The sequence below is a fragment of the Nonomuraea sp. NPDC048901 genome (assembly GCF_040649695.1).
Lineage (GTDB): Bacteria > Actinomycetota > Actinomycetes > Streptosporangiales > Streptosporangiaceae > Nonomuraea.
Genome location: NZ_JBEZFW010000003.1, coordinates 454027 through 468882, shown reverse-complemented (window position 1 = coordinate 468882; position 14856 = coordinate 454027). Strand labels below are relative to the sequence as shown.

Sequence of the window (14856 nt, the reverse complement as noted above, 5' to 3'; positions counted from 1 at the left end):
CAAGGACGGCAAGTGACAGACGTCTTCACGCGACTGGAGTCCTTCGGCGAACGTTTCCGGCTCGAACAGGGGCTCGCGCCAGGAGAGGACTGGATCGCCTGTGACCGGCTGCTGGATCCGCGGTCGGCGGAGCTGGGCCGGATTCTCGAAGCCGAGCGCCGGGCGAGCGGCCAGGTTTCCGATCACGCGACCGCGCTCACGGTCATGGCCGTGTACGCCGGCACCGTGACGGCGGCCGCGGTGCTGGCCTGGGCCGTCGAGGGCGTGGTGATCGACATGCGTCCTGGGAACGTCGCCATCCGGCTGTCTCCCCACCACGGCTTCGAGGCAGTCGGGCTGCGCGAGCCCCGGGTCGCGGAAGCCCCCGTGACCACCCTGGTGGAATGGGTCCTGGACGACCATCTTCTGCCGCTCGCGCAGGCCATGCGGGTTCGTACCCGAGCCGGACTCCGGCAGCTTCATGGCGGCGTGGCGCATGGCTGCGCGGCGGCCTTCTGCATCGCCAGCAGACGCGGCGGGGACGTCGATCAGCTGGAGAGCGCCTACAAGACCTTCTCGGCCGCGTCCACCATCGACCTCGACCGCCTGGGCAAGGTCGTCCGGCTGACGGCAGACGACCGGAAGGGACTGTTCTATCTGCGCGACACGTGCTGCCTGTACTACACCTCCATGGAGGAGACGAAGTGCTCCAGCTGCTGCCTGGACAGCGTGGACCAGCGCATCGCCAACTATCGGCGGGTTCTGGTCGAGGGCGTCGTCCCGCACTAGGGAAGCGAGGGCCTGGTCAGTCCTCGCCTACCACGGTCAGGTCGTCGTCCAGCGCCGCGGCGATCGCGGCGGCGCGGGAATGATCATCCAGTCGTCGCGTCAGGTAGGCACAGCCGTGCCCGTGCTTGAGCGACCACCAAGCGGCCGAACCGCCGATCCCGCCCTTGGCGATCTTGCCGCGGTCTCGTACGAACCCCAACGTCCAGGTGATCCTGGTGCCGAAGACCTCATCGAAGTCGGTGACCTGGGAAGCCAGGAGGTCGGCGTGCAACCGCGGCCCGAGCAGCGCGCATACGGGGCCGTCCGCGCTGGTCAGCTCGGCGAAGAACTTGGCCATGGCGGTCGCGGTGGTGTGCAGGTTGACAGCGCCGAACACCGCCTGCCGCCACGATCGTGAGTTCGCCCGCTCGACGTCCAGGGTCCCGTCGGGGATCTGCAGCCACGGCGCCGCGTGCAACTGGCTGGGCCATTCCGGGTCGGCGTACTCCAGGTCGGCGACGCGCTCCAGCGCGTCATCCGGCACCCCGAACCAGGCGTCCAGCCCCAACGCGGGCCGCACCCTCTCGTTGAACACCTCCCCTAGCGTGGTCCCGGCGCCGGCGCGCAGGATGCCGTCCACGAGATGTCCGTAGGTCAGCGCATGCTCTCCGAGCGACGTCCCGGGGACGTACTCCGGCGCCGCCCTCGCCAGGCTTTCCCGCAGCCCCGCGTCGTCCAGCAGGTCCAGGCCTGCGGCTTCGGCCGGAAACCGAGGCTGCCCCGACCGGTGCGTGAGCACCTGACGCAACGTGGTGCGCTCCTTACCGCTGACCCCGTACTCCGGCCAATACCGGGATACCGGCTCGTCCAGGACCAGCGCGCCATCACGCACCGCCACCAGAGCGGCGAGCGTCACGAACGACTTCGACAGGGAGTACGGCTGCACCAGGGTGTCGGCGCGCCATGGACGGCCCTGAACAGCGTCGGCCCAGCCCCCGCTCAGCCGGACGACCTCGCGACCGTCCCGCCAGACCGACACTCCGGCTCCTGTCTCCCGGCCGTCGCGCACCAAGTCCTGGAAGACCTCGCGCACCCTGTCGTACCCGTCCGCAACGAATCCTGCGACCTGCACCGCTTCGCTCACCCCTGTCCGACTTCTCTCTCGAATATACCTATGGAGGGTATATGGAGAACATGAGCATCTGCGAAGTTCCTGGGGCAGGCCCTTGTTACGAGCGGACACCGAGAACAACTAGATAGAAGAAAGCCCCCTCCACGAGGGAGGGGGCTTTCCAACCGCGGCTGTTCAGCGGCGGCTGGGCGAGGCCAGAGTCAGCACGCCGGGTCGGCTCTCCAGACCACCGGATCACTCAACGGAAGTGTCGAAGCCCGCCGGGCCTACTTTGCGCTCCAGGATTCTGACGATCTTGCCGGACTCGTCGTTCTCGCCCGGGACGTAGAACGGCTTTCCGTCGCGGCCGAAAGTGATCGCCGACGGACCGCCCTCCCAGGTGCCCAGGACGTGGGAGGCCGAGTCGAAGGTCACGAACGGCTCCAGGCCCAGCGTGCGGGCATAGTCGACCGAGCCGAAGACGAGATGCTGAGCCAGCTCGATCGGCGCCTCCTGCCAGCCCGCGTAATCGCTGAAGAAGTACTCGCGGAACCTGCTGAGCTGCCGGTCGTCAATGACGTCCGGCCCGATCAGGTCCTTGACGCCCGTGCAGTAGACGTCGGCGAGGTAGCCGCAGACCGTCATCCGGTCCCACTTGTGCCGCCGGGCCACCAGCACGCACACCTTGCCGTCCAGCCCGTCGGCATCCGGCTTCTCGTCGATCCAGCCTCGGGCGGGGTCGACGGTGAGGCCGTTGCTCCAGCCGACGTTGATCCAGCAGCCGGCCACCTCGGGCTCCCCCGTCGCCGCCGCGCTGCCCTCGGCCGCCACGGCCCGGACGAGCGGGGCCACCACCGACGGCGACACCCCCAGCGTGCGGGCGATCTCCTTGGGAGACCGGCCTTCGGCTCGCAGCTCGCGTACCCGGTCCTTCAGTTCTGCGCTGTCCACGGAGGAAGCCTAGCGACCTCCGGTGCCCCGGACGTCCGCGCAACGGCAAAGCGGAGGTGGCAGGCTGATCTCCAAGTGCCATCGGGGATCGACATCTCGGTCGGCTGACGCCGGCCAAGGAGAGGAAGCCCATGCTGCCCTGGTCCGACGAGCTGGCCGGCCGCCTTGACCACAACGTCATCGACAGCGTGCTGCTGCGCGGCAACCCCCTTGGGGATCCGCATGAGCGGCCTCTGTACGTGTACGTCCCCCCGGGGTACGACGACCAGCCCGACCGGCGTTACCCGGCCATCTACGTGCTGCAGGGCTACACCGGACACGTCGCCATGTGGTTCAACCGGACGCCGTTCCGCCGTACGTACCCGGAACTGGCCGACGGCGTGTTCTCGGCCGGTGACGTGCCGCCCGCGATCGTCGTCTACGTCGACGCGTGGACCTCGCTGGCCGGCAGCCAGTATCTCGACTCGCCCGCGACCGGCCGCTACCACTCCTACCTGTGCGACGAGGTCGTGCCGTGGGTGGACGCCCACTACCGTACGCTGGCCGGCCGCGACCACCGCGCGGTCACCGGCAAGTCCAGCGGGGGCGGCGGGGCGATGGTCACCGCCATGCTGCGGCCGGACGTGTTCGGGGCGCTCGCCACCCATGCGGGCGACTCGCTGTTCGAGGTCAGTTTCCGGTCCGCGCTGCCGGTCGTCGCGCGGCGGCTACGCGACATGTACGGCGGTTCGTACGACAAGTTCCTGTCCGACTTCCGGAGCAGGATCGCCGGGACCAGGGAAGGCGACCTCGAACTGCTGGAGATGTACGCCTACGCGGCGGCGTACTCGGCCGACGAGGACGGCACGGTCCGCCTGCCGTTCGACGACACGGGCGCCGTCATACCCGAGGTGTGGGAGCGCTGGCTGGCCCGCGACCCGGTGCTCATGGCGGCGCGGCCCGAGTACGCCGAGGCGCTGCGGTCGATGCGGGCGATCTGGGTGGATGCCGGCAACAGGGACGAGTACTTCCTGGACTTCGGGGCCACGGCGTTCCGGCGGGCGCTGGAGGTGGCGGGGGTGCCCGATGAGCGGATCTACTTCGAGCTCTTCGACGCCGGGCACGGCGCCATCGAGTATCGCTACCCGCTCGCCCTGGCCTGGCTGAGCCGCCGCCTCTCGCCCTGAGGCCCCACTTCTCGCCCTGAGGTCGGCGACAGCGTCAGGGGGCGGACGGGGTCCCGTTAGGCTGGCGGGCGTGTCTCGACTGACGGCCTCTTTCCGGCTGATGGCGATGACGACGCCGTGGAGTCGGCGGACCGATGTCGTGCTGGCGGGGACGCTGGCCGGGTTGTCGTTCGTGCCCGGGATCGCTCATCAGGGCGTCGATCTGGCGGACCTGCCGGACCTGCCGCTGGACGCGGTGGGAGTGCTGCTGATTCTGGCGCAGAGCCTGCCGTTGGCCATGCGGCGGCGGTGGCCCGTCTGGTGTCTGGCGGTGGTCGGCGGGGCGTTCATAGCGTTTCAGCTGCTGCGCTATCCCACGGCGTTCGCGGCGCTCGGGCTGATCGTCGCGTTGTACAGCGTGGGCGCCCACCTGCGGCGTCGGTCGCTCGCGGTGGCCGTGGTCGCGGTGGTGGCGTACGTGGGGCTCGCTGTCGCCCTGCACGAGCTGGGGTCGCCGGAACGTCCGCTGGACTACACGACCTTCCTGCTGTTCCTGGTGGCGTGCTGGGCCACGGGTGTCGTCGTACGGGAGCGGAGCGCCGCCGAGGCGGAGCGGGTACGGCTGGCCGAGGCGGCGGTCGTCGCGGCGGAGCGCGCCCGGATCGCGCGGGAGCTGCACGACGTGGTCACCCACCACGTGACGGCGATGGTGGTGCAGGCCGACGCGGCGCAATTCCTGGCCGGGCAGCCCGAGCGGGTCACCACCGGCCTGGAGGCGATCAGCGAGACCGGCCGTCATGCGCTGACCGACCTGCGCTACCTGCTCGGTGCCCTGGACGGTACGCCGGAAGCGGGCGGAGAAGGCCGCGAGCCGTCGGTGAGCCGGCTGCCCGATCTGGTGGCGCGGACCCGGGACGCCGGGCAGCCGGTGGAACTGGTCGAGGACGGACAGCCGGGCGCCATGGAGAAGGCCGCGGAGGTGGCCGCCTACCGGGTCGTCCAGGAGGCGCTCACCAACGCGGTGAAGCACGCCGCGGGCGAGCGCACGCTGGTCCATGTACGCCATGGCGAGGAGTGGATGGACGTGGAGATCACCACGGACGGACCCAGCCGCGCCGGACTGGGCCGTGGTGGCGGGCGAGGGCTGGTCGGGTTACGGGAGCGCGTCAGTGTGGTCGGTGGTGAGCTGAGCGCCGGGGTACGGTCCGGCGGCGGATTCACGGTTCGGGCCCGGATCCCGATGGGCCTGCGCTGAGCGCGATCCGGGCGCTGGGCTTGACAGCCGCACAGGCCTTATGGGCTCAGGTCGGCCGCGTCCTCGAGTTTCAGCCTGCCGCCCTGCTCGTACGCGATGCCGAACGCCGCCTCCCCCAACGCTTCCACGACCACCTCGGTGACCCGCGTGACCTCAGCCGCCTCCGACGGCGCGGCAGGCGTCTGGTTGTGCTCGCGGACGCCCGCCGCCAGCCCCAGCAACCGGGCGGCCCGTTCATGGGCGCCTCCGGCGGCCACGGCGGAGGCCAGGCCCTCCACGGCCCACGTCGCCGAGCGCGGGTCGCCGATGCGCTGCGCCGCCGTGAGCGCCTCCAGGTGCAGGTCCCTGGCGGTCGCGACGTCGCCCCGCCGCTCGATGAGGAAGCCGAGCTCGACGAGAGTGTCCGGCAGGTGCAGGGCGGGCTCGACGCCGGGACCCCTGGCGATCCCTTCGAGCAGATGGTTCAGGCGCTGCTCCGCCAGGTCGAGGTGGCCGGCCCGGCGCTCGGCATAGGCGAGCCCCATCTCGGCCATGATCGTGGTCTCTCGATGGCCCTGTCCGGAGGCGATGTGCAGGGCCCGCCCGCACAGCTCCATGGCCCGCTCGAAGTCGCCCGCCCCCAGCTCCATCCAGCCCAGCCACGCGGTGCGCCCGGCCACCTCCGGCCAGAGCCCGAGGTCCTCCGCCATCCGCAGCCCGTCGGCGAACAGCCGCCTGGCCCGCTCCGCGTCGCCCCCCATCTCGGCCAGCCCGCCGAGCCACTCCGTGGCCTGGAGCACTCCCCACCGGTCGCCGAGCTGCCGGAACAGCCGCGCGCTCTCCTCACCGTCGCGTTCGAGGGCCACGAAGTCCCGTCGCGTGAAGGCGTCCCGCGCCCGGCAGCTCAGGGCCGCGGCGATCCCCCACTCATCGCCCATGGTCCGGAACGTCGCCAGCGCGCTCGTCACCAATTCCTGCCCGGTCACCATGTCGAGCGCCGACGAGCCGATGAACCACTCGGCCCTGGCCCGTACGCCCGGATCCGCCACCTGATCCACGGCGGACCGCCAGTCGACGTCCTCCCCCAGCATGACGGCGAACCCGGCCCGCCACGCCCCCGCCCTGGCCCGAGCCTCCGAAACAGCACCGTCGTCCGCGATGGCCAGGGCCGACTCCAGGGACCGGCGCCCCTCGGCCAACCGACCGCGCAGCACCCAGTACCAGGCCAGCGCGTTCACCAGCGTCAGCGCACCGGCCGCGTCCCCCGCCGCCGCGGCCGCGTCGAGCGCCGCCCGCATGTTCGTGGCCTCCGCGTCCAGCCGCAGCAGCCACTCCCGCTGGGCGTGCCCGTAGAGAAACGGCTCAGCCTGTACGGCCAGCGCCGTGTAATAGGCCGAGTGCGCCTGTCGTACCCGATCCAGCTCACCCGCCTCCGACAACCGCTCCAGGCAGTACTCGGCCACCGACTCCAGCAACCGATACCGCATGCCCCCCGTACCGTCGGCCACGACCACCAGCGAGCGGTCGACCAGCCGCGCGAGCAGGTCGAGCACGTCGAGCCCGTCCTCCGCGCAGGTCTCCTCCGCGGCCTCCAGCGTGCAGCCGTCGGCGTGGACGGCCAGGCGGCGCAGGACGGCGCGTTCGGGCTCGGTGAGCAGCTGCCAGCTCCAGTCGATCACCGCCATCAGCGTCTGCTGACGCGGCGGCGCGCCGCGCTGCCCGGAGGCGAGCAGCCGGAACCGGTCGTCGAGCCTGGCCACCACCCCGTGCACGCCGAGCGCGCGTACCCGCGTCGCGGCCAGCTCCAGAGCCAGCGGGATGCCGTCGAGCCGCCGGCAGAGCTGCGCGACCGCCCCGGCGTTCCCCTCGTCGAGGGTGAAGCCGCGTGCGGAGGCGGCGGCCCGCGCCACGAACAGCTGGGCCGCCTCGGACCGCGCCACCTCTTCGGGGTCGGCGCCGGCCGGTACGTCCAGCGGCGGCACGCTCCACAGCACCTCACCGGCCACCGCAAGCGGTTCCCGGCTGGTGGCCAGCACGCGCAGCCCGGGGGCGGCCCGCAGCAACCGGCCGGTCAGCTCGGCGACCCGCTCGATCACGTGCTCGCAGTTGTCGAGGACGAGCAGGAGCCGCCGGGAGCGCAGCGCGTCGGCCAGCCGGTCGACCAGGGGCGTCCCGTCGGACTCTTCCCGGATGTCGAGCGCCGCCGCGACGGTCTCCGCCACCGCCCGGATGTCGAGCTCCGCCGCCTCCGCCCGCCCGTCGGGGTCCGGTGAGCGCGTCCCCCGATCGAGGGGGGCCAGCTCGACCAGCCACGCGCCGTCCGCGTACGCGTCGGCGAGCCGGGTGGCGGTCTCCAGGGCCAGCCGGGTCTTGCCGACGCCGCCGCTGCCGGTCAGCGTGACGAGCCGGTTGCTCTCCAGCAGGGTACGGACCTCGGCCAGCGCGCCGTCCCGGCCGATCAGGTCGCTGAGCGAGGCGGGCAGGTTCGTGACGGGCCGGTCGGCCGGGCTGCTCAGCGCCGGGTCCTGGCCGAGTATGGCCTGGTGCAGCGCGGCCAGCTCGGGCCCGGGATCGAGGCCGAGCTCCTCGGCCAGCCGTTCGCGCAGGTCGGCGTAGCTGGCCAGCGCCTCACTCTGCCGTCCCGCGCGGTACAGGGCCCGCATGTGTACGGCCCGCAGCCGCTCCCTCAGCGGATTGCGGGCCACCAGGTCACCGAGCTCACCCACGAGCAGGCCGTGCTCGCCCAGCTCCAGCCGCGCCTCGGCCTGCTGTTCCAGGGCGGACAGCCGCTGCTCCTCCAGCCGGAGGATCGCGGACCTGGTGTACTCCTCGTCGGCGAAGTCGGCGAACGCCGGGCCGCGCCACAGCGCCAGCGCGTCGGACAGCAGCTCCGCCCTGGTCCGCGGGCTCTCGGCCGTCTCGGCGCGGGCCAGCAGGTCGGCGAACCGCGCGGCGTCGACCGTACCCTCGGCGGCCTTGAGCAGGTAGCCGGGCGCGCGCGAGATGATCAGGTTCTTCCCGCCGGGCTCGGCCTCCTCCAGCGCGCGCCGCAGCTGCGAGACCCGCACCTGGAGCGCGCCCGCGGACTTGGCGGGCGGTTCGCCCGCCCACAGGTCGTCCACGAGCCGGTCGGTCGACACCGGCCGGCCCTCGTCCACCAGCAGGTCGGCGAGTAGCGCGCGGACCTTCAGCCCGGGGATCGTGACGGGCTCCCCCTGGTCGGTCCATACGGCCAGCGGCCCGAGCACCCCAAAGCGCATAAGGGCCACCTTAAGCGGACGAGAAGTGGATCTGAAGGCCGCTCCAGCACCGTGAAGGCATGGGAAACACGATGAACGACCTCGCCGGACGACGGGAATGGCTCGGGCTGGGCGTCCTGGCCTCGGTGGCCCTGCTTCTCTCCCTTGACGGGAGCGTCCTCTACCTGGCGCTGCCGCGGCTGAGCGCCGGTCTGGGCGCGAGCGCGCCGCAGCAGCTGTGGATCCTGGACATCTATTCGTTCATGCTGGCCGGGTTCCTGGTCACGATGGGAACACTGGGCGACAGGATCGGCCGCCGCCGGCTCCTGATGATCGGCGCCGCCTGCTTCGGCGCCGCGTCCATGCTGGCCGCCTTCTCGGTCAGCGCCGAGATGCTCATCGCCACCCGGGCTCTGCTGGGCGTCGCGGGGGCCACCTTGATGCCGTCGTCGATGGCGTTGCTGCGCAACATGTTCCGGGATCCGAAGCAGATGGGTGCCGCGATCGGGATCTGGTTCAGCTGCTTCATGGTCGGCATGGCGCTCGGTCCCCTGGTGGGCGGCCTGCTGCTGGAGCACTTCTGGTGGGGCTCGGCGTTCCTGCTCGGCGTGCCGTTCATGGTGCTGCTGCTGGCCACCGGGCGGGCGCTGCTGCCCGAGTATCGCGACCCGGCCGCCGGGCGGCTCGACCCGGCCAGCGTCGCGCTGTCGCTGACCGCCATCCTGCCGTTCATCTACGGGCTCAAGGACGCCGCCAGGAACGGCGTCAACCCCGTGGCCGTCGCCGCGGTCGTGATCGGTGTGGGTGTCGGCGTGGTGTTCGTCCGCCGCCAGCGCCGTCTGGCCAGCCCGCTGCTCGACCTGCGCCTGTTCGGCAACCGCGCGTTCGCCGCCACCCTCGGGATCATGCTGCTCGGCGGCGTGGTCATGGCGGGCACCACGCTGATGTCCACGACGTACCTGCAGACGGTCGCCGGGCTGTCACCCCTGAGCGCCGGGCTGTGGCTGGTGCCGCAGAACATCGTGATGATCGCCGCGCTGACGCTCGCCCCGGTCCTCGCCCGCCGGTTCGGGACGGCGTACGCGATGGCGGGTGGGCTGGTGGTCGGCGCTGTGGGGCTGTTCGTGCACACCCAGGTGCCCAGCGTCGGCGGTACGTGGCTGGTCGTGGTCGGCCTGATCCTCGCCTCCGCCGGGATCGCGGTGCCGATGGGCGCGGGCAACGGCCTGATCATGACGGCCGCCCCGGTGGAGAAGGCCGGATCGGCGGCGGCGCTCGGCGAGACCTCCGGCGAGTTCGGGGTGGCCGTGGGCGTGGCTGTGCTGGGCAGCCTCGGTACCGCCGTCTATCGCAACCAGCTGCCGGACACGCTGCCGGTGGAGGGTGCCCGCGAGAGCATCACCGCGGCGGTGACGGTCGCCAAGGATCTGCCCGGCGTACTGGAGGTCGCCAGGGACGCCTTCACCACCGGGCTCAACGCGGTGGCGGCGGTCGGCGTGGTGGTCTTCCTCGTCCTCGCCGCCGTCACGATCGCCGTGCTCCGCCACCACGACCGCGCCGCGCAGGCGGACAACTCGGAGGCACTCGCCGCCGCATGACGCCCTCAGCCCAGCTCGGCCGCCTTGCGCAGCAGCACTGAGCGTTCGCGCTGGTTGGCGCACAGCCGGGCGGCCAGCTCCAGCTCGACGCGCGCTTCCGGTCGCCGTCCGAGCCGGGCCAGCAGCTCGCCGCGTACGGTCGGGACCAGATGCGAACCGGGAAGCCGGTCCGAGGCGATCAGCTCGTCCACGATGGCCAGGGCTTGCGCCGGGCCCGAGGCCATGGCCACGGCGACGGCCCGGTTGAGTTCGACCACCGGCGAGGGCGCGACCCGGCCGAGTGCCTCGTAGAGCACCACGATCCGGTCCCAGTCGGTCGCCTCGACCGAGGGCGCCGACGCGTGGGTGGCGGCGATCGCGGCCTGCAGGCCGTAGGGGCCGAGGCCGCGCGTCGATGCCTTGGCCAGCGCGGCCAGCCCACGGCGGATCGCCGAGAAGTCCCACAGCCGCCGATCCTGATCCTCCAGCAGGATCGGTGAACCGGCCGGCCCGGTCCGGGCCGGGAAACGCGCGGCCGTCAGCTCGCACAACGCCAGCAGGCCATGCACCTCCGGTTCGTCCGGCTGCAGCGCGGCCAGCGTGCGGGCCAGCCGAATCGCCTCGTAGGCGACCTCGGGGCGCAGCAGCCGGTCCCCCGACGTGGCCGTCGACCCCTCGGTGAAGATCACGTAGAGGACGCTGAGCACGCCGCCCAGCCGTTCCCGGCGCTCGGCGGCCGGCGGCAGCTCGAACGGCACCCCGGCCGCCGCGATCGTCTTCTTGCCCCGGGTGATGCGGGCCTGCACGGTCGGCACGGGTACGAGGAACGCGCGGGCGATCTCCTCGCTGGACAGGCCGCCGACCACACGCAGGGTCAGCGCCACCCGAGCCTCCGGGGAGAGCACCGGGTGACAGCTGACGAACATCAACGCCAGCACGTCGTCATCGATCTTGTCGGGATCGATGTCTTCGTCAACCGCCGAGTCGGCCGCCAGGTCGGCCGCCAGCAGGGCGTATCGGTCCTGCAGGGCGGTCCGGCGGCGGATCGCGTCGATCGCCCGCCGCCGGGCCGTGGCCATCAGCCAGCCGGCCGGATTCGCCGGAGAGGCGAGCGGCCACGACACCAGCGCCTCGGCCACCGCCTCCTGGGCCGCGTCCTCTGCCAGCCCGAAATCGCCGGTGAACCGGGTCAGCGCGGCGACGATCCGCGCCGACTCGATCCGCCAGACGGCCTCGACATCAGCCGCACCCATCAGATCTGGCCGTTGCTCTCGCGCCCGGCCCAGTCCTTGACGATCACCGGTCGACCTGCGGGACCTCGTCGCTCCCGGCCACCCGCCGGACCTCGATCTTGGACCCGGGGGCCGCCGGGACCCGCTTGGCCCACTCGATCGCCTCCTCTTTCGAGGCGACGTCGAGCAGGAAGTAGCCCCCGAACAGTTCCTTGGTCTCTCCGTAAGGCCCGTCCGTGACCACCGGGGCCTGGCCGCTGAAGTCGACCACGACGCCCCGGGCCGGATCATCCAGCCCTTCCGCCGCGAGGAGAACGCCGGCCTTGACCATCTCCTCGATGAACTGGCGGGTCGTGGCCATCATCTCGTCGATGTCGGCCATCATGGCCGCGTTCGACTCATCGGTACCCCGCATGATCAGCATGTACTTCGACATCGCGTTCTCCTCATCCGGCGGGGCCGCCTCTCGGCCCTCACACCCACATGTCGAACGAGCTGCCCGCGGATCGACACGGCCCCGGAGAAATCTCTCGCCGCGACGCGGCCGATCCCGCCAACCCGCGTTTCGCCCGTCAGATCGGCCCCTGAGCGGTGGCTGACGCGCGGACGCCATGCTGATCAGAAAGCTTGCCATGCTGATCAGAAAGCTTAACGTCGCAGCTCTGGAAGGCGACAAATCCCGCCCCCTCCACACCGCCGAAAGGCGGCACGTGGTGTTTCCGTCAGGCGGGCCAGCCCAGGTCGATACCCGCCAGGTCCGTGCGCGAGGAGACGCCCAGCTTCGGGTACGCCTTGTACAGGTGGAACCCCACCGTCCGCGGGCTCAGGAAGAGCTGGGCGGCGATCTGCCGGTTCGTGGCGCCCGTCGCGGCCAGCCGGACGACCTGCAGTTCCTGCGGGGTCAGCGTGTCGAGTGGTCTGGCCTGGCCGCCGGGCTCCGGCAGGTCTGCGCGGGCGCCGGTGGCGGCCAGCTCCGTACGGGCGCGTTCGGCCCAAGGGTTCGCGCCCAGCGCGGCGAACCGGTCCATCGCGGCACGCAGCCGCACGCCGGCATCGGACCGCCGGCGGCCCCGCCGCAGCCACTCGCCGTACAGCAACTCGGTCCTGGCCCGCTCGAACGGCCGCCCACCCTGGGTGTGCCGCTGGAGCGCCTCGGCGTAGTGCGCCTCGGCCTCGCCGGGTGGGGCGAGCAGGGCCCGGCAGCGGTACGCGACGGCGGCGGCCCACGGCTGGGCACTGGCCGCCGCCCAGGCGTCGAACCGGGCGAACGCCTCGGTGGCCAGTGACGGCTCACCCAGGCGGGCGCAGGCCTCGACGTAGTCGGCTATGGCGAAGGTGACGATCACGGTGTGGCCGAGCGGTCCGCCGAGGACCCGCGCCATCCGCTCGGCCACCGCTTCGTGCCGAGCGCGTACGAGGTCGAGCAGGGTCAGCGCGCAGCCGCCCCAGCCGGATCCGTTGCGCTCCTGGGCGGCGCCCTCGGCTTGCTGGGCGAGCCGTACGCACCTCTCGTCATCGCCTTCTATGGCGGCGAGGCGGGCCAGGATGCCGTGCAGGTGGCGCAGCCGCCCGGCCTGCCCGGTGTCATGCGCGATCTGCCACGCCTCGGCACCTGAGGCCGCTGCCTCCGCGTGCCGGCCGTGGAGGATCTGGGCCTGGGTGAGCAGTTGGAGAGCGTGCGGCAGAGCACCGATCAGGCCCTGTTCGCGGCAGGTGTCCACCTGCGCGGCCGCCATCTCGCAGGCGGCGGCGTCATCGCCGGTCATCAGGGCGCTGAACACGGCGTACGTCCCGATGACCCGGCCGGCGGCGGGCGTGGGGAGGTTCGCGTGCGGCGACGGGACGGCGGTGCTTGTGGGGAGATTCGCGTGCGGTGCCGGGATTGCGGCGCTCGTAGGGAGGGTCGCGGTGCTTGTGGGGAGGGCCGCGCGTAGCGGGACGATGGCGGCGCGCAGGAGTGGGAGTCCGGCGGCCGGGTCTCCCGCGGCCACCCGCTCCATGCCGCGTACCGCTCCGGCCACCGTCGCGAGGGAGGCGTCGATCCCCGGGCCGAGAGCGGCCAGGAGGTCCGTGATCTGCCCGAGCGCGGCACGGTCGCCCGCGAACCAGGCCTCACCGGCGGCGGTGGCGAGGAGGGTGGCCGCGTCGTCCGGCGCGTTCCCGGCGATGCCCACCGCGGCCTCGATCAGGGTGTGCGCGGCCGGCGTCGGGCCGCCGTGTTCGGCGTCGACCACGGCCCGTACGGCGGCCAGCCGGGCCAGCACCGCGGGATCCCCGGTCAGGCGTCGTCCCCGGTCGGCGGCGGCGCCCGCGCGGGCCAGCTGCCCGGTGCCGATCGCCGCCTCGGCGGCCGCGGCCAGCCACTGAGCCCGCAGCCGCCGGTCGACGGTCAGCTGCGCGGCCCGCTCGTACGCGGTGGCGGCCGAGGCGTGGCTGCCGCGTTGCCGGGCGCGGTCCCCCGTCGCGGCCAGTACGGCCGACGTCTCCTCGTCCGGCCCGACCGCGGCGGCGGACAGATGCCAGGCGCGGCGGTCGGCCTGCTCGTCACCGTCGAGGACCCGCGCCAGCGCGTGATGGGCGGCCACCCGATGGGCGAGCGGCGCCTCGCGATATGCGGCGGTCTTGACCAGGGGGTGGCGGAACCGCAGCCGATCCTCCGAAACGCGCACCAGCTGGCGGCGCTCGGCCGGTTCCAGATCGGCCAACCCGGCCCCAAAGCCCGCCGCCTCGAAGCTCTGTGCCGCTCGCAGGACGAGGTCCAGGTCGCCGGAGTCCTCGGCCGCGGCGATCAGGAGTAGCCGCTGGGTGCGTTCGGGGAGCAGCCGGATCGCGGCGCGCAGCGACTGTTCGAGGCGGCCGGCCAGGGAAAGCCGGGGTGGTTGCAGGGGCAGCGGGCTCAGCCGGCCGGCCCGCTGCTCGGGAGTGAGGGTCCCGGCGAACTCCAGCAGCGCCAAGGGATTCCCCTCGGCCTCCTCGATCACCCGATCCCGCGCCTCGGGCACCAGATCGGCCGCCACCTCGGCCAGCAGCGCCTCGCAGTCGGGCCGGGCGAGACCGGCGAGCCGCAGCTCGGGTACGCCGTCGACGGGCCGCTCCGTACCGTCGTCGCGAGCGGCCAGGATCATGGTGATCCGCTCGGCGCCCAGCCGGCGGGCCGCGAACACCAGCGCGTCCACCGAGGCACGGTCCAGCCACTGCACGTCGTCCACGAGGCACAGCAGGGGGCGCTCGCCGGCGAGGTCGGCGAGCAGGGTCAGCACCGCGAGGCCGACCAGGAACCGGTCCTGGGCCCCGCCCTCGCTCTGGCCGAAAGCGCCGCGCAAGGCGTCCCGCTGCGCCGCCGGAAGCTCCGCGATGAGCTGCCGGGCCGGCCCCAGCAGCATGTGCAGGGCGGCGAAGGGCAGCTCGGCCTCGGCCTCGACGCCGGTGACGCGGAGCACCAGCGGGTCCCCGCCGGCTGTCCGGGCGACCTCCGCGAGCAGCGCCGATTTGCCGATCCCGGCCTGGCCGTACACCACGATGGCGTTGCCCTGGCCGGCCCCGGACTCGGCGATCATCCCCCGCAGGAGGGCGATCTCCGCGTGTCGGCCGATCATGCTGCCCGACCCTACCTAACCGGT

The 14856-nt window shown here is 72.5% G+C and carries 9 protein-coding genes and 1 pseudogene; 4 read left to right on the top strand and 6 right to left on the bottom strand.

Annotated elements, in window-relative coordinates; genetic code table 11:
- Nucleotides 1-12 precede the first annotated feature (12 nt).
- Nucleotides 13-768 (top strand): hypothetical protein, encoded by a 756-nt coding sequence (locus tag AB0C30_RS11655; RefSeq protein ID WP_357942266.1) that lies wholly within the window; start codon nucleotides 13-15, stop codon nucleotides 766-768.
- Between the two features lie 16 nt (nucleotides 769-784).
- Here AB0C30_RS11655 and AB0C30_RS11650 read toward each other — a convergent pair whose 3' ends face one another.
- A complete protein-coding gene (locus tag AB0C30_RS11650) occupies nucleotides 785-1891 on the bottom strand; it encodes a serine hydrolase domain-containing protein (protein WP_357942264.1) in 1107 nt (368 codons plus the stop codon).
- 222 nt (nucleotides 1892-2113) lie between these two features.
- Nucleotides 2114-2809: a helix-turn-helix domain-containing protein gene (locus tag AB0C30_RS11645; RefSeq protein ID WP_357942262.1), complete on the bottom strand. Its 696-nt coding sequence runs from the start codon at nucleotides 2807-2809 to the stop codon at nucleotides 2114-2116.
- A 131-nt stretch (nucleotides 2810-2940) separates the two neighbouring features.
- On the opposite strand from AB0C30_RS11645, the gene AB0C30_RS11640 reads away from it, so the two are divergent.
- The gene (locus AB0C30_RS11640) at nucleotides 2941-3975 is read left to right on the top strand and encodes an alpha/beta hydrolase-fold protein (RefSeq protein ID WP_357942260.1); all 1035 of its coding nucleotides are present in this window, start codon (nucleotides 2941-2943) and stop codon (nucleotides 3973-3975) included.
- Nucleotides 3976-4045: 70 nt separating this feature from the next.
- Nucleotides 4046-5209 (top strand): histidine kinase, encoded by a 1164-nt coding sequence (locus tag AB0C30_RS11635; RefSeq protein ID WP_357942258.1) that lies wholly within the window; start codon nucleotides 4046-4048, stop codon nucleotides 5207-5209.
- Between the two features lie 38 nt (nucleotides 5210-5247).
- Here AB0C30_RS11635 and AB0C30_RS11630 read toward each other — a convergent pair whose 3' ends face one another.
- Entirely contained in the window at nucleotides 5248-8448 is a 3201-nt protein-coding gene (locus AB0C30_RS11630; RefSeq protein WP_357942256.1) for a BTAD domain-containing putative transcriptional regulator, read from the bottom strand.
- 59 nt (nucleotides 8449-8507) lie between these two features.
- Here AB0C30_RS11630 and AB0C30_RS11625 point away from each other — a divergent pair, with 59 nt between their 5' ends.
- Nucleotides 8508-10025, top strand: a complete 1518-nt coding sequence (locus AB0C30_RS11625) for an MFS transporter (RefSeq protein WP_357942254.1) — start codon at nucleotides 8508-8510, stop codon at nucleotides 10023-10025.
- 5 nt (nucleotides 10026-10030) lie between these two features.
- On the opposite strand, the gene AB0C30_RS11620 is transcribed toward AB0C30_RS11625, so the two are convergent.
- The 3 genes and pseudogenes from AB0C30_RS11620 to AB0C30_RS11610 form a co-directional block, all read right to left on the bottom strand.
- Nucleotides 10031-11257 carry a sigma-70 family RNA polymerase sigma factor gene (locus AB0C30_RS11620; protein WP_357942252.1) on the bottom strand — a complete coding sequence of 409 codons (1227 nt, stop codon included), beginning with the start codon at nucleotides 11255-11257 and terminating at the stop codon, nucleotides 10031-10033.
- Nucleotides 11257-11672: pseudogene (locus tag AB0C30_RS11615) on the bottom strand (YciI family protein). Before AB0C30_RS11615 ends, AB0C30_RS11620 begins: the two are co-directional and overlap by 1 nt.
- Before the next feature lie 286 nt (nucleotides 11673-11958).
- Entirely contained in the window at nucleotides 11959-14832 is a 2874-nt protein-coding gene (locus tag AB0C30_RS11610) for an AAA family ATPase (RefSeq protein WP_357942250.1), read from the bottom strand.
- Nucleotides 14833-14856: the final 24 nt, after the last annotated feature.

What these genes read in the sequence shown, in the direction of transcription:
- AB0C30_RS11640 (WP_357942260.1), top strand. Translation starts at nt 2,941, where the DNA reads ATGCTGCCCTGGTCCGACGAGCTGGCCGGCCGCCTTGACCACAACGTC.
- AB0C30_RS11630 (WP_357942256.1), bottom strand. Translation starts at nt 8,448, where the DNA reads ATGCGCTTTGGGGTGCTCGGGCCGCTGGCCGTATGGACCGACCAGGGG.
- AB0C30_RS11625 (WP_357942254.1), top strand. Translation starts at nt 8,508, where the DNA reads ATGGGAAACACGATGAACGACCTCGCCGGACGACGGGAATGGCTCGGG.
- AB0C30_RS11620 (WP_357942252.1), bottom strand. Translation starts at nt 11,257, where the DNA reads ATGGGTGCGGCTGATGTCGAGGCCGTCTGGCGGATCGAGTCGGCGCGG.
- AB0C30_RS11610 (WP_357942250.1), bottom strand. Translation starts at nt 14,832, where the DNA reads ATGATCGGCCGACACGCGGAGATCGCCCTCCTGCGGGGGATGATCGCC.